Origin of the sequence: Xenophilus azovorans DSM 13620, assembly GCF_000745855.1 — a bacterium.
In the GTDB taxonomy this organism is placed as follows: domain Bacteria; phylum Pseudomonadota; class Gammaproteobacteria; order Burkholderiales; family Burkholderiaceae_C; genus Xenophilus; species Xenophilus azovorans.
Map to the genome: position 1 here is coordinate 244,059 of NZ_JQKD01000003.1, position 17,555 is coordinate 261,613.

General features: G+C 70.9%; 17 protein-coding genes. 6 read left to right on the forward strand and 11 right to left on the reverse strand.

Annotated features, from left to right (window positions below; all coding sequences use genetic code 11):
• Positions 1-12: 12 nt before the first annotated feature.
• A complete protein-coding gene (locus Q392_RS01075) occupies positions 13-1,338 on the reverse strand; it encodes an MFS transporter (RefSeq protein WP_038200392.1) in 1,326 nt (441 codons plus the stop codon).
• 265 nt (positions 1,339-1,603) lie between these two features.
• Here Q392_RS01075 and Q392_RS01080 point away from each other — a divergent pair, with 265 nt between their 5' ends.
• A complete protein-coding gene (locus tag Q392_RS01080; RefSeq protein WP_038200393.1) occupies positions 1,604-2,308 on the forward strand; it encodes a GntR family transcriptional regulator in 705 nt (234 codons plus the stop codon).
• A 66-nt stretch (positions 2,309-2,374) separates the two neighbouring features.
• Here the strand turns inward: Q392_RS01080 and Q392_RS01085 are convergent, their stop codons facing one another.
• From Q392_RS01085 to Q392_RS01110, 6 genes are all read right to left on the reverse strand, one after another.
• Entirely contained in the window at positions 2,375-3,721 is a 1,347-nt protein-coding gene (locus tag Q392_RS01085; protein WP_038200394.1) for an FAD-dependent oxidoreductase, read from the reverse strand.
• 17 nt (positions 3,722-3,738) lie between these two features.
• Positions 3,739-4,719, reverse strand: a complete 981-nt coding sequence (locus Q392_RS01090; protein WP_038200395.1) for a Bug family tripartite tricarboxylate transporter substrate binding protein — start codon at positions 4,717-4,719, stop codon at positions 3,739-3,741.
• Between the two features lie 243 nt (positions 4,720-4,962).
• On the reverse strand, positions 4,963-5,934 hold the full coding sequence (locus tag Q392_RS01095) for a tripartite tricarboxylate transporter substrate-binding protein (protein ID WP_038200396.1): 972 nt from the start codon (positions 5,932-5,934) through the stop codon (positions 4,963-4,965).
• Between the two features lie 37 nt (positions 5,935-5,971).
• On the reverse strand, positions 5,972-7,108 hold the full coding sequence (locus Q392_RS01100) for a cupin domain-containing protein (protein WP_038200397.1): 1,137 nt from the start codon (positions 7,106-7,108) through the stop codon (positions 5,972-5,974).
• A 40-nt stretch (positions 7,109-7,148) separates the two neighbouring features.
• Positions 7,149-7,850 carry a fumarylacetoacetate hydrolase family protein gene (locus Q392_RS01105; protein ID WP_038200398.1) on the reverse strand — a complete coding sequence of 234 codons (702 nt, stop codon included), beginning with the start codon at positions 7,848-7,850 and terminating at the stop codon, positions 7,149-7,151.
• 23 nt (positions 7,851-7,873) lie between these two features.
• On the reverse strand, positions 7,874-9,094 hold the full coding sequence (locus Q392_RS01110; protein ID WP_038200399.1) for a 3-hydroxybenzoate 6-monooxygenase: 1,221 nt from the start codon (positions 9,092-9,094) through the stop codon (positions 7,874-7,876).
• 117 nt (positions 9,095-9,211) lie between these two features.
• Here Q392_RS01110 and Q392_RS01115 point away from each other — a divergent pair, with 117 nt between their 5' ends.
• Positions 9,212-10,120: a LysR family transcriptional regulator gene (locus tag Q392_RS01115; protein WP_038200400.1), complete on the forward strand. Its 909-nt coding sequence runs from the start codon at positions 9,212-9,214 to the stop codon at positions 10,118-10,120.
• Positions 10,121-10,130: 10 nt separating this feature from the next.
• On the opposite strand, the gene Q392_RS01120 is transcribed toward Q392_RS01115, so the two are convergent.
• Genes Q392_RS01120 through Q392_RS01130 form a run of 3 tightly spaced genes read right to left on the reverse strand, consistent with a single transcriptional unit; the run spans position 10,131 to position 12,400 of the window.
• Positions 10,131-11,069, reverse strand: a complete 939-nt coding sequence (locus tag Q392_RS01120; protein WP_084216749.1) for an alpha/beta hydrolase — start codon at positions 11,067-11,069, stop codon at positions 10,131-10,133.
• Positions 11,066-11,470, reverse strand: coding sequence for a RidA family protein (locus Q392_RS01125; RefSeq protein ID WP_038200401.1), 405 nt, complete (start codon positions 11,468-11,470; stop codon positions 11,066-11,068). Before Q392_RS01125 ends, Q392_RS01120 begins: the two co-directional genes overlap by 4 nt.
• Before the next feature lie 18 nt (positions 11,471-11,488).
• Entirely contained in the window at positions 11,489-12,400 is a 912-nt protein-coding gene (locus tag Q392_RS01130) for a ferritin family protein (protein WP_038200402.1), read from the reverse strand.
• 151 nt (positions 12,401-12,551) lie between these two features.
• On the opposite strand from Q392_RS01130, the gene Q392_RS01135 reads away from it, so the two are divergent.
• The 4 genes from Q392_RS01135 to Q392_RS01150 all read left to right on the forward strand — a co-directional run bounded on the left by Q392_RS01135 (position 12,552) and on the right by Q392_RS01150 (position 16,181).
• A complete protein-coding gene (locus tag Q392_RS01135) occupies positions 12,552-13,448 on the forward strand; it encodes a LysR family transcriptional regulator (protein ID WP_038200403.1) in 897 nt (298 codons plus the stop codon).
• A gap of 146 nt (positions 13,449-13,594) precedes the next feature.
• Complete coding sequence (locus Q392_RS01140) at positions 13,595-14,584, forward strand: Bug family tripartite tricarboxylate transporter substrate binding protein (protein ID WP_038200404.1); 990 nt, start codon at positions 13,595-13,597, stop codon at positions 14,582-14,584.
• Between the two features lie 49 nt (positions 14,585-14,633).
• The gene (locus tag Q392_RS01145) at positions 14,634-15,698 is read left to right on the forward strand and encodes an acyltransferase family protein (RefSeq protein ID WP_038200405.1); all 1,065 of its coding nucleotides are present in this window, start codon (positions 14,634-14,636) and stop codon (positions 15,696-15,698) included.
• Between the two features lie 33 nt (positions 15,699-15,731).
• Positions 15,732-16,181: an acyl-CoA thioesterase gene (locus tag Q392_RS01150; protein ID WP_038200406.1), complete on the forward strand. Its 450-nt coding sequence runs from the start codon at positions 15,732-15,734 to the stop codon at positions 16,179-16,181.
• A gap of 6 nt (positions 16,182-16,187) precedes the next feature.
• On the opposite strand, the gene Q392_RS01155 is transcribed toward Q392_RS01150, so the two are convergent.
• On the reverse strand, positions 16,188-17,528 hold the full coding sequence (locus Q392_RS01155) for an MFS transporter (RefSeq protein ID WP_038200407.1): 1,341 nt from the start codon (positions 17,526-17,528) through the stop codon (positions 16,188-16,190).
• Positions 17,529-17,555 lie beyond the last annotated feature (27 nt).

The following is a 17,555-nucleotide window of genomic DNA, read 5'->3' on the forward strand; positions in this document are numbered from 1 at the left end:
CGCACCGGCGGATCAACGCCCGGCATCCTTCAGATCGATGTGGGCCGTCTCGCGTGCCGCGAAGGCGGCAACGGCGATCAGCGCGCTCACGATGGCCAGGTAGATGGCGACCGGCGTCAGGCTGTCGAAACGCGCCACCAGCCCGGTGGCGATCAGCGGGGCCAGGGCGCCGCCGAACACGCCGGCGAATTGGAAGCCCAGCGACGCACCGGTCACCCGAACCCGGGTGGCGAACAGCTCGGGCAGGAACGAAGCGAGCGGCGAGAACATGAACGACACCAGCACCATCCCGACGAAGGATGCCGTCATGATGGCCGCGGGGCTGCCGCTTTGCACCATCTGCATGAACACGAAGGCCCAGATCGCTCCGCCGATGCCGCCGATCATCAGCGTGGGACGGCGGCCGATGCGGTCGGCCAGCCAGCCGGCCACCGGGATGAACAGGATCTGGGCCACCGCGCCGAACAGCACTGCATTGAGGGCAATGCTCTTGGGCAGCCCCATCTTGGCCGGCACGTAGTACAGCAGGAACAGGGTGAAGATGTAGAAGGCAATGTCGCCGCCCAGGCGCGCGAAGAAGGCAATGGCCAGCTGCGGCTTGTAGTGGCGCAGCACTTCCATGATGGGCGCGTGTTCCTCCCGGCCCTTGGCCTCCTTCTCGAACACCTGGGATTCCTGCACTTTCATGCGGATGTACAGGCCCACGCCAACCAGCACGGCGCTGAGCAGGAAGGGCACGCGCCAGCCCCAGCTCAGGAAGGCTTCTTCGGACACCTGCCAGGTCACCAGGGCGAACACGCCGTTGGCCAGCAGCAGACCGATGGGCGCAGCGATCTGCACCACCGCGCCGAGAAGGCCCCGGCGCTTGCCCGAGGGGTCGAGCTCGTTGACCATGATGGCCGCGCCGCCCCATTCGCCGCCCAGCGCAAGGCCTTGCACGATGCGCAGCAGCACCAGCAGCACCGGCGCGAGCATGCCCACCTGCGCGAAAGTGGGCAGGCATCCGATCAGGAAGGTCGCCAGGCCCATCATGAGCAAGGTGATGAACAGGATCGACTTGCGCCCCAGCTTGTCGCCGAAGTGGCCGAAGACCGCGGCGCCCAGCGGGCGGGCCACGAAGGCCACGCCATAGCTGGCCAGCGAAAGCAGCATGGCCACCAACGGCTCGCTTTGCGGAAAAAACAGCTTGGGAAAAACGAGTGCCGCCGCCGCCCCGTAGATGAAGTGGTCGTAGAACTCCAGCGTCGTGCCCGCCAGGCTGGCGGCCGCGACGCGACGGGTGGACGAAGGGCCAGCGGCCCGATCGGTGCTGGCATTCAAGGGCATGGACGCTTGCATGGGCAGTTCTCCGCATGAGGGGTGGTGCCGCGTCTGGCGCGGTACGGGCGGAAGATAGAAGACATCCGCCATACAAGCAAGAGATATTTTGTATTTCGGTAGCAATGTATTTGTATGGTGCACTCTTTCTAGTAGAAACCCCTATCCTGCGCATCAACGGTGCGCCGATGGCCGGTTCTGGTGCAGGACATCACACCTTTCCCTGAGATTGGCCGCATAACCGCCATACAATTTCAATCCAAGTGATGTGCAAGGAATTCTGACGATGGGCAACGCAACCGCAAAGAGTCCCGAAGACGCCGACGCGATCGCCAGCGTGGAAGACATCAGCGAACGCATCCTGGGCGCGATCTGGGAGCACCGCTTGCCGCCCGGGACGAAACTGGTCGAAGAGAAGCTGGCTGCCGTCTTCAAGGTCAGCCGCACGAAGATCCGGCTGGCCCTGGCCCGCCTGTCACATGACAGCATCCTGACCGTTGAGCCCAACCGCGGCACGTTCGTTTCGAGCCCCTCGGTGCCCCAGGCCCGTCAGGTGTTCGACGCCCGGCGCGTGGTCGAGTCCGCGCTGATCCATCAGGTGGCAGGCCAGCTCGGCCGCGAGCAGCTCGCGCGTCTGCGCAAGAACATCGCGTTGGAAGCGGATGCGCGGGAGCGCGATGACCGGCGCGCCAGTATCCGGCTGTCAGGGCAGTTCCACGTGCTGCTGGCGCAGGCCGCGAACAACGCATTCCTCGAGAAGTACATGCGGGAGCTGTGTTCGCTCACCTGCCTGGTGATCGCCCTCTACGACGCACCCGGCACGCCGGCATGCCCATTTCATGAGCACGACGGCATCGTCGATGCGCTGGAGGCAGGCGATGCAGGCAAGGCGGCATCGCTGATGGTGGAACACCTGAACCACGTGGAGAAGACCCTGCGCCTCGAGATGCCGCAAGACGGCGAGATCGACCTGGAGGCCGTGTTCAGCTGAAGTCCCGGCGGGGGCAAGCGACGTGCGCTCGGGGAAATCCAGGCAGCGCATCGGGCGCTGCCCGGGTCAGCGCGCCGCGTCGTCCAGGTCGGCGCCGTCCGCGCGCAGCACGGCCTGCAGCGCGGACACGTCCACCTCGGCGAAGCGGCCGCCGTCGCCCAGGCGCGCGGCGGCGGTGCCGGCCGCCTGGCCCATCGCGAAGCAGGCACCGCTGGCGCGCGCCGCGGACTGGCCTTCGTGCGTCATGCTGGCGCAGCGGCCGGCCACCAGCAGGTTGTCCACGCCCTGCGGCACCAGCATGCGCCAGGGCAGCTGGTTGAAGGCGTTGCCGGCATCGCGCGGGAAGGCCCAGTCCACGCGGCCCTCTGCATGCAGCTCCATCGGCCAGGCGTTCAGGCCGATGGTGTCGCCGAAGCGCGCCGACGAGAGGATGTCCTCGCCCGCCAGCGCGTACAGGCCCTGGATGCGCCGTGTCTCGCGGATGCCCACCTGCGGCGCGATCTCGACGATGGCCGCCTCTGCGAATCCCGGGATCTCGGCCTTGAGGAAGCGGAAGAACTCGGCGATCTGGCGCCGGCCTTCCAGCTCGCCCGCGCTCAGCTCGCGCGCGTCGACGCCGTTCATCGCCCTGCCCTCGGCATTGCGGATCTGCGTGACGTTGACGCGCCATTCGCGCGGGTCGATGTTGGGCCGCAGGATGGCGCCTTCGCGCGCGAAGCGGTAGGCGCCGGGCTTGGCGGCCTTGACCTTCTCGATCCAGTCGTTGATGGCCTTGAACTCGCCCACCGCTTCCAGCGCCGGCGCGGCATCGACCTGGCCGACGCGGAACATGGTGGTGGGAAAGAGGCCGCTGCCGTGGCCGTCGCCCACTTCGAAGGGCACGCCGGCGAAGGCAGCCACGTCGGCATCGCCGCTGGCGTCGACGAAGGCGCGCGCGCGGATCGCCTGGCGGCCGGACTTGGTTTCCACCACCAGCGCGGCGATGCGCGGCCCTTCCATCAGCACGGCCGCGGCCCAGGCGTGGAACAGCAGCTCGACGCCCGCCGCCTCCAGCATCTGGTCGGCGGCGCACTTGTAGACGGAGGTGTCGTAGGAGCGCACGCGGATGCGCCCGCCCATGCCGTCCTGCGGCTTGTTGAGGCCGCCCATCGCGTCGATGCGCGCCAGCAGCTCGTCGGCCACGCCGCGCACCAGCAGTTGCATCTCGCCGCCGCGGCGGCCGTACAGGCCCGCGAAGTTGGTCACGCCGCCGGCGGTGCCCATGCCGCCGAGGAAGCCGTAGCGTTCCACCAGCAGCGTGCGCGCGCCGTGGCGCGCCGCGCTCACCGCTGCGGCGATGCCGGCGGGCCCGCCGCCGGCCACCACCACGTCGTACTCGCCGAAGACCGGCAGCGCGCGCGCCGCCTCGTGCATCGTTGCCGTTGCTGCCGTCACTGGAGCTTGATGCCTCGCGTCTGGATGATCTTCTTCATGATCGCCGCCTCGTCCTGCACGCGCAGGCGCATGCCCTCGGGCGAGGTGCCCACCGGCTGCCAGCCGCGGTCGAACAGGCTCTGGCGCACCTCGGGCATCTTCATGACCTGCGCCACCGCCTCGGTGATGCGCGCGCTTGCCGCCGGCGAGAGGCTGGCGGGGCCCAGCAGCGCGGTCCACACCTCCAGGTTGAGGTCGCGCACGCCCATGTCGGCCAGCGGCGCGTAGTCGGGCGCCAGCGTGCTGCGGCCGCTGGTCAGGCCGACGGCCTTGAGCTTGCCGGCCTTGGCCTGCGGGATGGCGATGCCGGGCGGCACCAGCGCCATCTGCACCTGGCCGCCCACCATCGCGGTCACCACCTGCGGGTTGCCCTGGTAGGGCACGTGCTGCGCCTGCAGGCCAGGGATGCGGCTCTTGAGCAGTTCCATGCCCAGGTGGCCGACCGAGCCGACGCCCACCGAGCCGTAGTTCCACTTGTCGCCCGAGGCCTTGGCGGCGGCGACGAAGTCCTTGCCGCCGGGGATGTCGTTGGAGGCCACCAGCACCAGCGGGGCGGTGGCGATCAGCGAGAGGTACGTGAAGTCCTTCGCCGGGTCGTACGGCAGCTTGGGGTAGAGCATCTTCGACGACGTGAGGTTGCCGTTGATGACGATGCCCAGCGTGTGGTCGTCGGTGGCCTTGGCCACGATGTCGGCGGCGATGTTGCCGGAGGCGCCGGGCTTGTTGTCCACCACCACCGGCTGGCCCAGCACCTTGGCCAGCGGTTCGGCGATGGAGCGCGCGGCGATGTCGGGCGTGGAGCCGCCGGGGAAGCCCACCAGCAGCCGGATCGGCTTGGTGGGCCAGGCGGTGCCCTGGGCCTGCGCGGGCAGCGCGGCGCAGGCGAGTGCCGCTGCGGCGGCCAGGAGGACGTGGCGTTTGTTCAGGGATGCAGGCATGGCGGAGGTGCGCGTGAAAGCGCGTCTTGAGTGACGAAATGTACGAGTCTACGACCCGACTCGCCGTACCGACACCGTGCAGGCCCCGGGGCCCACCATCGCACACCGAAACGGGCTTGATCCGAAGGCCGCGGAGCGGGCCATGCCAGGGCACCCGCGGAACTGGCTCGGCCAGGCCGCCGGGTGCGCCCCCTGGAGGGGGGTGCCGGAGCGGAACGCAGTCCGCGCAGGCTGGGGGTGGGCCTAGTCCAGACTGATGTTGCCGCGCTTGACCAGGTCGCCGTAGATCTTCGACTTGATCTCGGCCTGGCGCGTGATCTCCTCGGGCGACCAGGCCAGCGGCTCGAAGGCGAAGGTGTCGAAGCGGGCGCGGATCTCCGGGTCGGCGATGGCCTTGGCCACGTCGGCGTTGATCTTCTTCTTGACGGCCTCGGGCACGCCCTTGGGCGCGAGCAGGGAGACGAAGGAGTTCACTTCCAGCCCGGCCGGGCCGCCCGACTCGGCCATGGTCGGCACGTCGGGCATCTGCGGCACGCGCTTGGTCGCGGCCACGGCGATGTACTTGAGCTTGCCGGCCTTGTAGATGCCCTGGCTGGAGGGGATGCTGGCGAAGGCCCAGGGCACGTCGCCGGTGCCGACGTTGGCGTACAGCTGCGAGACCTCGCGGTAGGGCGCGTGGTTCATCTGCAGGCCGGCCAGCGCGTCGAGCTGCTGGCCGCCCAGGTGGCCGGGGCTGCCCACGCCCCACGAGCCGTAGGTGATCTGGCCGGGCTTGGCCTTGGCCTCGGCGATCAGGTCCTTCATGCTGTTCCACTTCGACTGGCTGCTCACCGCCACGAAGAAGGGCGTGCGGAACAGCGAGGCCACCGGGTCGAAGTGCTGCAGCGTCACGAAGTTCTTCGACTTGTACAGGTGCGGCAGCGCGGCGATGTGCTCGCTGTCGAACTGGATCAGCGTGTAGCCGTCGGGCGCGGCGCGGCGCGCGGCTTCGATGGCGATGAAGCCGCCGCCGCCGGGCTTGTTGTCGATGGTGACGCGCTGGTTCCACAGCTTGCCCAGCTTGTCGCTGACCAGGCGCAGCACGGCGTCGGGGCCGCTGCCGGCGGCGAAGGGGGTGACGATGGTCACCGGCTTGGTCGGGAAGTCGGCCGCGCCCTGCGCCAGGGCGGCGGGCACGAGGGCGGCGGCGGCGAGGGCCGCGAGAAGGCGTTTCAAGGTGCTTGTCTCCTAGTGGTGTCGTTGATCGGAACGGTCAGTCGGCATCGACCTGCACGCGGTGCTGGTGCAGCGCCTCGAAGATCGGCGCATCGCCGAAGCGGAACAGGTCGAGCGAGGGGGCGCCGGCGTCGCACTGCGCCTGGAAGGGCACCCACGAGGGCACGACGAACAGGTCGCCGCGCTGCACGCGCCACGACTGGCCGCCGACGCGCACGCTGCCGGTGCCGTCGAACACCTGGTACACGGAAGATCCCACTTCGCGCCAGGCGCGGGTGCGGCCGCCGCGACGCACGCGGTGCATCTCGCAGCGGATGGTGGGCATCACGTCGCGGCCGGTGCCGGGGTGCGTGAAGCGCACGGCCGCGTGGCCGGCGCTGACCACGCCGGGGTGGCCCTCGTCCTCCAGCGCGAGCTGGTCGGCCAGCGCGCGGTCGGTGTCGGCCCAGCGGTAGGCCAGGAGCGGCGAGCCCGCCGTGTCGGCCGGCTGCGAGAGCGGGCGCAGGCCGGGGTGGCCCCACAGCCGCTCGGAGCGCGAGCGCTCGGGCGTGCCCTGCTCGGCCTCGCTGATGGCGTCGCGCCCGTGCTCGAAGAACTGCGACTCGGTCATGTACGCGAAGGGGATGTCCAGCCCGTCGATCCAGGCCATCGGCTCGGTGGCGGCGTTGTGGTGCGCGTGCCAGTTCCAGCCGGCCTGCGGCAGGAAGTCGCCGCGCGACATGCGCACCGCGTCGCCGCCCACCACCGTCCACACGCCCTCGCCCTCGACCACGAAGCGGAAGGCGTGCTGCGTGTGGCGGTGCTCGGGCGCGTTCTCGCCCGGCATCAGGTACTGGATGGCGGCCCACAGCGTGGGCGTGGCGAAGGGCCGGCCGCCCAGCGCCGGGTTGGCCAGCGCGATGGCGCGGCGCTCGCCGCCGCGGCCCACGGGCACGATGCGGCCGGCCTCGCCAGCGAGCTGCTTCAGGCGCTCCCAGCGCCACAGGTGGGCCGCCGCCTTGCTGCGCGGCTGCGGCGGCATCAGGTCGCCGATCTCGGTCCACAGCGGCACCAGCAGCTCCTGCTCGAAGCCGCGGTAGAGCTGTTCGAGCGCGGGCGTGGGCTCGGGCTGGCCGGGGGCGGCCACGGCCTTCAGGCGCACGGGCGAGGGGGGAACGTCGATCACGGCGGCCATCGTGTGTCTCCTTGTCGGAATGGCGACGATTCTGCGGGCTTCACTCGGCCGGCGCGACGGTGAGGGCAATCTCGCCCACGCCGTCCACCTGGCCCGTGACGCGGTCGCCGGGCTGCAGCGCGCCCACGCCCTCGGGCGTGCCGGTGTAGATCAGGTCGCCGGGCTGCAGGTGGTAGTACTTCGAGAGGTCCTCGATCAGCTCGGGGATGTTCCAGATGAGCTTGTCGAGGTCGGACTGCTGCTTCACCTGGCCGTTGACGGCCAGCGCGATCGCGCCGCGTTCCAGCACGGTGCCGGGCATCGGCACGATCTCGGAGATGACGGAGGACTGCTCCACGTCCTTGCCCAGGTCCCAGGGCCGGCCCTTGTCGCGCGCGGCGAGCTGCAGGTCGCGGCGCGTCATGTCCAGGCCGCAGGCGTAGCCGTAGATCAGCCGGCCGGCGTCGGCGCGCGCGACACGGAAGCCCGGCGCGCCGATGGCGACGACCAGCTCCATCTCGAAGTGGTAGTTCTGCGTGCCCGGCGGATAGGCCACGGTGGCCCCCGACTCGACCAGCGTGGACGGGCTCTTGGTGAAGTAGAAGGGCTGCTCGACGGACTTGTCGACCGGCCGGCCCATCTCCACCGCATGCGCGTGGTAGTTGCGGCCGACGAAGAACAGGCGCTGCACGGGCAGGCGCCGCGATTCGCCGCGCACGGGCACGCTGGCGACGGGGGGCGGGGTCCAGAGGTAGTCGGTCATGTCGGTTCGTTCCTTGGGTTCGTTCAGTCCTTGGCCAGGCAGGTGTCCACGGTCCAGCCGTAGAGCCATTCCATCGCGTCGTAGAAGCGCTCGGGCGTGCGGCCCTTCCACAGCTCGTTGCGCACCAGCCGCTCCACGCCCCTGGCGTGGAAGATGCGGCCCATCTCGCGCGAGGACAGCACCACGCGCGCGGTGCGCGCCACGCGCGACTTCTGGTAGAGGGCGAAGGCCTTGTCGAACTGGTTGTCCGTGGCGCGCAGGGCCTCGCCCAGCGTCACCGCGTCCTCCATCGCCATGCAGGCGCCCTGCGCCATGTACTGCAGCGTCGGGTGCGCCGCGTCGCCCAGCAGCACCACACGGAAACTGGGGCCGAACACCCACTGGCCGATCGGCTCGCGGTCGGCGGTGGCCCAGCGCTTCCAGTCCCTGGGCAGCTCGATGAGCTGGCGCGCCCTGGCGCAGATGCCCTCGAAGTAGCTCAGCACCTCCTCGCGGCTGCCCTCGCGCACGCTCCACTCTTCCTGGTCGCGGCTGTGGAAGGTGACGACCACGTTGTACTGCTCGCCGCCGCGCAGCGGGTAGTGCACCAGGTGGCAGTTGGGGCCGACCCAGATGCTGGCGGCATTCCACTGCAGGTCGACGGGGAAGTCGGCACGGTCCACCACCGCGCGGTAGACCACGTGGCCGGAGACACGCGCCTCGTCGCCCACGTACTGGCGGCGCACGGCCGACTTCACGCCGTCGGCGCCGACCAGCGCCGCGCCGCGGAAGCGCCGGCCGTCGCCGGTCACCACGGTCACGCCGGCATCGTCCTGCTCGACGCGCTGCACCTGGGCGCCGGTGGCGATCTCGATGCGGCCGGTGGCGTGCGCGCCCTCCAGCAGCGAGCCGTGCACGTCGGCGCGGTGGATCACCGCATAGGGGTTGCCGAAGCGCTTGCGGAAGGCCTCGCCGGTGGGGATGCGGCCGACGCAGTATTCGTCCAGCGCGTCGTGCATCACCATCTCGTCGGTGTAGACGGCGCGGGCGCGGGCGATCTCGCCGATGCCCAGCGCGTCGAAGGCGGCAAAAGCGTTGGGGCCGAGCTGGATGCCGGCGCCGATCTCGCCGAGCTGCGCGGCCTGCTCCAGCACCAGCACGTCGAAGCCGCGGCGCACCAGCGCCAGCGCGGCAGCCACGCCGCCGATGCCGCCGCCCGCCACCAGCACCGACTGGGAGGAAGTCGTGGGGTTCGTGTTCGCCATACGCTCTCCTGGCTCTTGATGTCTGTCAATGGCGTGGATTGTTCGCGGCCACCACTATTGCATCAAGCGCCATGGAGGATACTTCGTATCTCGTTTTTCAATAGATGGAGAGACGGCATGTCCAAGCTCGACCTGGAATGGCTGAAGGTCTTCGACGAGGTGTGGCAGACGGCCAGCGTCTCCAAGGCGGCCGAGCGCCTGGGCATCGCGCAGGCGGCCGCCAGCACGGCGCTGAACAAGCTGCGCGCGCACTTCGACGACCGCCTGTTCGAGCGCACCGCACTGGGCATGCAGCCCACGCCGCACGCGCAGAAGATCCAGCCCGCCCTGCGCGAGGCGCTGGCGCAGATCGAGCGCGCCCGCGCCAGCCGCGAGGCCTTCGTGCCCGAGCGGGCGACGCGGCGCTTCCGCATCTGCCTGACGGACATCAGCGAGGTGGTGCTGCTGCCGCGCCTGCTCGACCACCTCGGCCGCGCGGCGCCCGGCGTGCAGATCGAAACGGAGATCATCTCCGGCGCCAGCTCGCGCCGCCTGGAGGACGGCGAGATCGACCTGGCGGTCGGCTTCATGCCGCAGCTGGACGCCGGCTTCTACGGACAGACCCTCTTCTGGCAGAACTTCGTGTGCCTGGTGGCGCAGGACCATCCGCGCATCGGCGCGCGCCTCACGAAGAAGGCCTTCTCGGCGGAGTCGCACGCGCTCATCGCCTCCTCCGGCACCGGCCACGCGATCGTCGACAAGACCATCGCCCGTGCCGGCATCGAGCGCCGGGTGGCGGTGCGGCTGTCGAGCTTCCTGGGCGTGGCGCGCATCGTGGCGCAGACGCAGCTGCTGGCGGTGGTGCCGCGCATCCTGGGCGAAATCCTGTCCACGCAAGAGCCGGTGCGCCTGGTGGAGCCGCCCTTCGCCCTGCCCGACTACGCCGTCAAGCAGCACTGGCACGCGCGCTTCCACGCCGACGACGGCAACGCCTGGCTGCGGCGCACGCTGGCGCAGCTCTTCGGCGGGCGCAGGCCGGCGCCCTGAGCAGCGCCGCTCAGCCGCCCCGCGCGCAGGCCTGCTCGAAGAAGGCCAGGACCTGCTCGCCCAGCCATGACTCGCCCGAATTGAAGTGCGCCACGACCGAGATGTGGTTGTGGTCGGGCAGGGCGATGTGCAGCGGCGCCCGGCCGCGCGCCTGGCCGACGGCGTGCGCGAACTCCAGCCCGTAGACGTCCAGCCAGGGGTTCTCGTACTCCGCGTTGACCACCAGCACCGGCAGCTGCAGCCGCGCGGCGTGCGCCACCGGCGAGAGCAGCGCCAGCCGGCCCTCGTTCTCGCCGTGGTAGGCGCGCACGCCGGCGGCGTTGGGGTTGTCGCGGCGCACGTCGGCGCGCAGCCGCGCCGACACCAGCACCAGCGCGTGCGCCTTCGGGGCCAGGCCCAGCAGCGGATCGCAGGCGTAGGCGGCCGCGTGCGTGCCGCCGGCCGAATGGCCGACGAGGCAGACGCGCCGCGGATCGCCGCCGTGCGCGCCAGCGTGCCGCGCCACCCAGTCGCAGGCCAGCGCCACGTCCTGCGCGCCGCCGGGGTACGGCGCCTCGCCGGCCAGCCGGTACTCGACGTTGATGCCGACGCAGCCCCGGCGCGCGAACCAGCGCAGCACGTTGCCCCACATCTGCACGGTGGCGTCCTTGGCGCCGCGCACGAAGGCGCCCCCGTGCACGAACACCACCACCGGCGCACCGCGGGCGCCGGCCGGGCGGTACACGTCGAGGGTCTGCCGCGGGTGGCTGCCGTAGGCGATGTCGCGCGTCACCTGCACGCCGTCCGGCGCCGCACAGGCGGCTTCCAGCAGCGGCTCGTACAGCGCCTTCGTCTCTTCGCTCGCCGCGCGGATGCCCAGGTGCCAGCGCGGGCCGATCTCGCGCAGCCGGGCCGTCAGCGCCGGCGGCCGGGCTTCGGCGGAATGGGCCGAGCGCGACACCGGGCTCATTCCCGCCGGAAGGCGGTGGCCTCGACCTCGAACAGCCACTCGGGCCGCGCCAGGGCGCGCACCACCAGCACGGTGGAGGCGGGCCGCGCCTCGCCGAGGAAGGGCTGGCGCACCGGCCCCAGCAGCGGCAGGTGCGCCGGGTCGACCAGGAAGGAGCCCACGCGGACCAGGTGGCGCGCGTCCATGCCGGCTTCGCGCAGCACCGCCGCGAGGTTGGCCCAGGCCTGGCGCGCCTGCGCTTCGAAGCCCTGCGCCAGCGTGCCGTCGGGCGCCACGCCGACCTGCCCCGCGATGTGCAGCCACTGCCCCGGGCCGGCCGCGGCGATGCCGTGGCTGTAGGCCCCCAGCGGCGGCGCGATGCCCTCCGGGCTGACGATGCGGTTCGCGGTGCTCGCGTTCATCGGCAGGCGCTCCCGCGCTCAGTGCACGGCGGCGGCATCGTCGAGTTCGGGGATGCGCGGGATCTCGACGCCGTAGACGCCGACGTCCTCGCGGATCTGGTTCACGCCGCGCCGGATGATGTCCATCTCCTCGTCCGGGTGGGTGGCGCCCAGCCCGTGCTCGGCCGCCAGCGCGCGGTTGCGGCCGGAGCGCGCGCGCTCGTCGGCGGGCAGGTTCACCACCGCATAGACGCCGTTGAGCAGGCTGCCGCGCAGCTTCTTGGCCACCTTGGCGCCGATGGTCTGCTTCTCCGCGGCCGGCAGCTCGTCGAAGAAGCGGCGCATGATGATGCGGCCGAACTGGATGTGGCGCGCCTCGTCGCGCAGGATCAGCCGGCACGCCTCGCGGATCGACTCGAAGCGGGCGTTCTCGTAGCGCGCCTGCAGCAGCTCGCCCGAGAGCTGCTCGAACAGCGTGTTGACCGACAGGCCGGCGAAGAAGCTCATCGCCTTCTCGTCGGACTCGTCGTGGAACTTCGGGATGATGTCCTTGAAGTAGTCGGCCCGCGGCGTCGGCTCGTAGCCGCCCAGCGCCTGCGCGATGCGGAAGCTCGCCTCGTGGTGGCGGAACTCCTCGGCGATGAAGTTGGTGATGTGCTGCTTCACCTCGAAGGGCTGGTGGTCGAAGATCGCCTCGCGCAGGCGCTCGGCGCCGTAGGGCGTGGCGCCGTGCTCCATCCAGGCGCGCAGGCTCCACCACTCGGCGCCGGCGCGGCGCACCTCGGGCGGCAGGTCCGCCGCCTGCAGGTCGGCGTGGTCGATCGCCATCGGGTCCCAGGCCAGTTCGCGCGCCTGGGTGCACAGGCGCCAGACCTCGGGGTATTCGACCGAGGCGACCACCGGGTAGGGGTTGGGGACGGTGACGATCTCTTCGAGCAGGGAGGCTTGCATGGCTGGCGGTGTCCTTCGGCTGGCCGTGGTGCGGGTGGGGAATGCGGCCATGCTAGGCATTCGACCCTGATACATCCAATACTATTGACCGGACCGCGTGATTCGCCGGATGTATCTCTCCATCCAGCCGCGCCGGGAAGGAGAAGCCACGATGTTCGAATTCCGCCAGTTGCGCCAGTACGTGGTGGTGGCCGAGGAGCTGAACTTCCGCCGCGCCGCCCAGCGGCTGCACATGTCGCAGCCGCCGCTGTCGGTGGCCATGCAGAACCTGGAAAGCACGCTGGGCACGCGCCTGCTGGACCGCAGCAGGCACCACGTGCGCCTCACACCCGCCGGCGTGGCCTTCCACAAGGACGCGGTGCGGCTGCTGCAGCTGGCGGCGATGGCCGCGGACCGCGCGCGGCGCACCGGCCTGGGCCAGGAGGGCACGCTGCGCCTGTCCTTCGTGCCCAGCGCGGCGCTGGACCTGCTGCCCGGCGTGTTCAAGCGCTTCCGCCACGACTATCCGACGGTGCACCTGCAGCTCACTGCCGAGACCACCACGCGCCAGCTGGAGGGCCTGCGCAGCGGCGAGATCGACCTGGCGCTGGTGGTCGGCCCGGTCTTCGACGCCGGCGGCCTGCAACTGGTGCGGCTGAAGGCGCAGCCCTTCGCGCTCGCGGTGCCGGCCAGCCACCCGCTGGCGGGCCGCGAGCGCGTGCGGCTGCGCGAGCTGGCGGCCGAGTCCTTCGTCGGCTTCCCGAGCGCGGAAGGCGCGGGCTTCGCCGCCGCCGTGCTGTCGGTCTGCCAGGAGGCCGGCTTCCTGCCGCGCGTGGTGCAGGAGGCCTCGCAGATGCAGGCCATCCTCACGCTGGTGGCCGGTGGGCTGGGCGTGGCCCTGGTGCCGGCCTCGATGGCCCGGCTGCACATGGAGGACGTGGTGCTGCTCGAGATCGCCGACCGGCGGCCGCCGCGCACCTACGAGCTCGTGCTCGCCTACGCGCCGGGCAACGACAACCCGGTGATCCAGGCCTTCGTCTCGATCGCGCTGCGCACGGCCCGCCGCTAGGGCAAACCGGATCGGTGATTCGACGGACGAATCACGCGGGCCCTCACTCGGTATTGGACAAGCCGCCGGCCGGCTTCACATCATGCGCGGCAGAGGCCGCCGAGCCTCGGATGTCCGTCCCCCCGTTTCGCGGAGTCCCCACGACGATGAAGTTCCTGCCTCTTCCGATCCGCCGCCTCGCGCTGCCCGTGGCCGCCCTCGCACTGGCCTCGGCCGGCCTCGCCGTCCAGGCGCAGACCTATCCCGCCCGGCCTGTAACGCTGGTGGTGCCCTACCCGCCCGGCGGCACCGCCGACATCCTGGCGCGCAGCGTCGGCCAGAAGCTGGGCGAGCGGCTCGGGCAGACCGTGGTGGTCGAGAACAAGGCCGGCGCCGGCACGGCCATCGGCACGCGCTTCGTGGCCGAGGCGGCGCCGGACGGCTACACGCTGCTGCTGGGCACGGTCAGCTCGCACGCCATCAACCCGGCGATGAGCAAGGTGGGCTACGACCCGGTGAAGGACTTCGTGACGATCGCGCCGCTGGCCTCCATCCCCTTCGTGCTGGTGGCCAACCCGCAGTCGCCGTACCGGACGCTGGCCGACCTGCTCCAGGCGGCCCGGACGCAGCCCGGCTCCGTCAGCTACGCCTCGGCCGGCCCCGGCACGTCGAACCACCTGGCCGGCGAGATGCTCGCCTCGGACGCCGGCGTCAAGCTGCTGCACGTGCCCTACCGCGGCAGCGCGCCGGCGCTGGCCGACGTGCTGGCCGGCCACGTGCCGGTGATGTTCGACCTGCAGAGCACCGCGATGCCCAACGTCGCCCAGGGCAAGCTGCGCGCGCTGGCCGTCACGTCCCGCCAGCGCAACGCCCTCCTGCCCGAGGTGCCGACGGTGGCCGAGGGCGGGCTGCCGGGCTTCGAGGTGAGCGCATGGTTCGCCCTTTTCGCGCCCGCCCGCATCCCCCGCGAGGCGGCGCAGCGGCTGTCCTCGGAGATGGCGGCGATCATGAAGTCGCCGGAGATGGCGGCCCGGCTGAAGGACATGGGCGCGGAGCCGGACACCCGCCCGCCCGCCCAGTTCGCCGACTACGTGCGCAGCGAGGCCGACCGCTACGCCCGCGTGCTGAAGGCGGCGGGCCTGTCGCCGTCTCCCTGAGCGCCGCGCGGCGGCGTCAATAATCCGGGGCGCCCTCCGCCCCGACCCGATGCCGCCCGCCCTGCCCGCCCACCGCCTCAACAACTTCGACGCCGTACGCATGGTGGCGGCGCTCACCGTGCTGGTGTCGCACCAGTTCTCGCTCACCGGCCACGGCGAGGCCGGCCTGTTCGAGGTGCACTCCTGGGGCGGCGTGGCCGTGCTGGTGTTCTTCTCGATCAGCGGCTTCCTGGTGGCGCAGAGCTGGGACAACGATCCGCGCCCGCACGCCTTCATGGCGCGCCGGCTGCTGCGGGTGTGGCCCGCGCTGGCGGTGGCGGTGGTGCTGACGGCCTGCGTGCTGGGGCCGCTGATCGGCTCGATGCCCTGGCGCGACTACGTGCACGACCCGCTGTTCCGGCGCTACTTCAAGATCCTGCGCTTCTCCAACCAGCTCTTCCTGCCCACCGGCTTCGAGGGCAACGTGCTGGGCCGGGTGATCAACGGCTCGCTGTGGACCATCCCGATCGAGATGAAGTGCTACGTGGCGCTGGCGGTGGTCGGCGCCCTGGGCCTGCTGCGCCCGCGCTGGCGCCCGCTGCTGGCCGTGCTGCTGGTGGCGGTGGCCGTCGGCTACCTGTGGCCGGCGCCGTGGCGCTACGGCTGGATCGTGCGGCGCGACATGCCGCTCGAATTCATGCTGTGCTTCGCCTTCGGCATGCTGTGCCACTACCACCGCCCGCGCACCACCGGGCCGGGCGCCTGGCCGCTGCTGGCCGCGGCGTGGGGCGCCGGCGCGGTGGCCTATGCCGCGCACCAGCAGGTGCTGGCGCTGGTGCTGTGGGTGCCGCTCACCGCGGTGTGGGTGGGCACCTCCTCCTGGCCGGTGGTGCGGCGCCTGGGGCGCTTCGGCGACGTCTCCTACGGGCTGTACATCTACGCCTTCCCCACCCAGCAGCTGATGATCTGGCTCTACAAGGACCGGCTGCCCTGGGGCGCGGTGCTGCTGCTGGCCATCGCCGGCACGATGGCGCTGGCCTTCGCCTCGTGGCACGGGGTGGAAAAACACGCGCTGCGCTGGAAGCCGCGCACGCCCCGACGGGCGGCCGCCGAAAAGGCGCCGGCGCTCGCATAATCGCCGCCTCCCCACGGCCCGCCGAGGTTGCCCATGTCGTCGATCACCCTGCGTTTTCTCGCCGAGCCGAGCACCGTCAACTTCGGCGGCAAGGTCCACGGCGGCACCGTCATGAAGTGGATCGACGAGGCCGGCTACGCCTGTGCCACGACCTGGTCGCACAACTACTGCGTGACGGTGTTCATCGGCAGCATCCGCTTCCACCGGCCGATCATGATCGGCGACCTGGTGGAGGTGGAGGCCCGGCTGGCCTACACCGGCAGCACCAGCATGAACATCGCCGTGGAGGTGCGCAGCGGCGACATGAAGGGCGGCCAGATGACCAAGACGACCGAGTGCCTGATCGTCTTCGTCGCCGTCGACTCGCACGGCCGCCCGCTGCCGGTGGACGCCTTCACGCCCAGCACCCCGGGCGAGATGGCGCTGGCCGAGCGCGCGCGCGTCCACCTGGAGGCGGCCCGGCAGGCCGCCTCGGTGGGCTGATCCGCCTCAGGCCGGCACGAGGCGCACGGCCGGCGCCGCCGCCGGCCGGATGGCCCGCATCAGGATGACGCCGGCCAGCAGCCAGAGGCCCATCGTCAAATACATGCTGGCGGCCGGGCTGCCGGTGCTGGTGTTGATCCAGGCGGTGAGCGGCGGCATCACCGACGGGCCCAGGTTGCCCAGGCTGCTGATCAGGGCGATGCCGCCGGCGGCCGAAGCGCGGGGCAGGTACTCGCTGACCGCGGCGAAGAAGATCGGCGTGTTGGCCGACTGGCCGATCGCCATGACGGCCAGCCCGGCCAGGCCCAGCACCATGTTGCCCTGCGCGAGCGCGGCCACCAGCAGCCCCGCCGCGGCCAGCACCACGCAGAAGAAGAAGTGCCGCCGGCGCTCCAGGCGCTGGTCGGAGCTGCGCCCCACGAACACCATGCCGATGGCGCCCACCACCGCCGGGATGGCGGCCAGCAGGCCGATCACGAACACGTCGGCAACGCCCCAGCTCCTGATCAGCGTCGGCATGAAGAACACCAGCGTGTAGTTGGCGCCCAGGAACAGGAAATACACCAGCGCCATGGTGAAGACCTTCGGGTCGCGCAGCAGCGCCCAGAAGGAGCCGTGCGAGGCGACCTCGACGGTGTGCGCGTCGTTCTCCAGGTGCTCGCGCAGCAGCAGCTTCTCGGCCGGCGCGAGCCAGCCCGCGTCCTCCGGCCGGTCCTTCAGCCAGAAGAAGGCGGCGATGCCCAGCACGGACGCGGGCAGGCCCTGCACCACGAACAGCCACTGCCAGCCGTGGTGGCCGCCCAGGCCGTCCATGTACTTCATGATCGCGCCCGAGAGCGGGCCGGCGATCAGGTAGCCGATCGCGGTGGCCGTCATGAAGATCGAGATCACCTTGCCGCGCCGCGCCGAGGGGTACCAGTAGGTGAGGTACAGGATGACGCCGGGGAAGAAGCCCGCCTCGAAGGCGCCCAGCAGGAAGCGCAGCACGTAGAACTGCGTCGGCGTCTGCACGAACATCATGGCCGAGGCCACGATGCCCCAGCAGAACATGATGCGCAGCAGCGTCTTGCGCGCGCCGATCTTCTCGAGCACGAGGTGGCTCGGCACCTCGAACAGGAAGTAGCCGATGAAGAAGATGCCCGCGCCCAGCGCATAGGCCTCGTCGCTGAAGCTCAGCGTCTGCTTCATCTGGAGCTGGGCGAAGCCGATGTTGATGCGGTCGATGAAGGCGACGATGTAGCAGATGACCAGCAATGGCAGCAGGTGCCAGCTCACCTTGGAGAACAGCGCCTCGTCCTGCGCGTCGTAGCTTGCGTGCGCGCCGCTGCGCGCCTGGGCCGGGTTCATGGTGTCGTCTCCTGTCTTTGCCGTGGA

What these genes read in the sequence shown, in the direction of transcription:
- Q392_RS01140 (WP_038200404.1), top strand. Translation starts at nt 13,595, where the DNA reads ATGAAGTTCCTGCCTCTTCCGATCCGCCGCCTCGCGCTGCCCGTGGCC.
- Q392_RS01125 (WP_038200401.1), bottom strand. Translation starts at nt 11,470, where the DNA reads ATGAACGCGAGCACCGCGAACCGCATCGTCAGCCCGGAGGGCATCGCG.
- Q392_RS01075 (WP_038200392.1), bottom strand. Translation starts at nt 1,338, where the DNA reads ATGCAAGCGTCCATGCCCTTGAATGCCAGCACCGATCGGGCCGCTGGC.
- Q392_RS01110 (WP_038200399.1), bottom strand. Translation starts at nt 9,094, where the DNA reads ATGGCGAACACGAACCCCACGACTTCCTCCCAGTCGGTGCTGGTGGCG.
- Q392_RS01130 (WP_038200402.1), bottom strand. Translation starts at nt 12,400, where the DNA reads ATGCAAGCCTCCCTGCTCGAAGAGATCGTCACCGTCCCCAACCCCTAC.
- Q392_RS01105 (WP_038200398.1), bottom strand. Translation starts at nt 7,850, where the DNA reads ATGACCGACTACCTCTGGACCCCGCCCCCCGTCGCCAGCGTGCCCGTG.
- Q392_RS01135 (WP_038200403.1), top strand. Translation starts at nt 12,552, where the DNA reads ATGTTCGAATTCCGCCAGTTGCGCCAGTACGTGGTGGTGGCCGAGGAG.
- Q392_RS01080 (WP_038200393.1), top strand. Translation starts at nt 1,604, where the DNA reads ATGGGCAACGCAACCGCAAAGAGTCCCGAAGACGCCGACGCGATCGCC.
- Q392_RS01100 (WP_038200397.1), bottom strand. Translation starts at nt 7,108, where the DNA reads ATGGCCGCCGTGATCGACGTTCCCCCCTCGCCCGTGCGCCTGAAGGCC.
- Q392_RS01150 (WP_038200406.1), top strand. Translation starts at nt 15,732, where the DNA reads ATGTCGTCGATCACCCTGCGTTTTCTCGCCGAGCCGAGCACCGTCAAC.
- Q392_RS01090 (WP_038200395.1), bottom strand. Translation starts at nt 4,719, where the DNA reads ATGCCTGCATCCCTGAACAAACGCCACGTCCTCCTGGCCGCCGCAGCG.
- Q392_RS01155 (WP_038200407.1), bottom strand. Translation starts at nt 17,528, where the DNA reads ATGAACCCGGCCCAGGCGCGCAGCGGCGCGCACGCAAGCTACGACGCG.
- Q392_RS01115 (WP_038200400.1), top strand. Translation starts at nt 9,212, where the DNA reads ATGTCCAAGCTCGACCTGGAATGGCTGAAGGTCTTCGACGAGGTGTGG.
- Q392_RS01145 (WP_038200405.1), top strand. Translation starts at nt 14,634, where the DNA reads ATGCCGCCCGCCCTGCCCGCCCACCGCCTCAACAACTTCGACGCCGTA.
- Q392_RS01120 (WP_084216749.1), bottom strand. Translation starts at nt 11,069, where the DNA reads ATGAGCCCGGTGTCGCGCTCGGCCCATTCCGCCGAAGCCCGGCCGCCG.
- Q392_RS01085 (WP_038200394.1), bottom strand. Translation starts at nt 3,721, where the DNA reads ATGCACGAGGCGGCGCGCGCGCTGCCGGTCTTCGGCGAGTACGACGTG.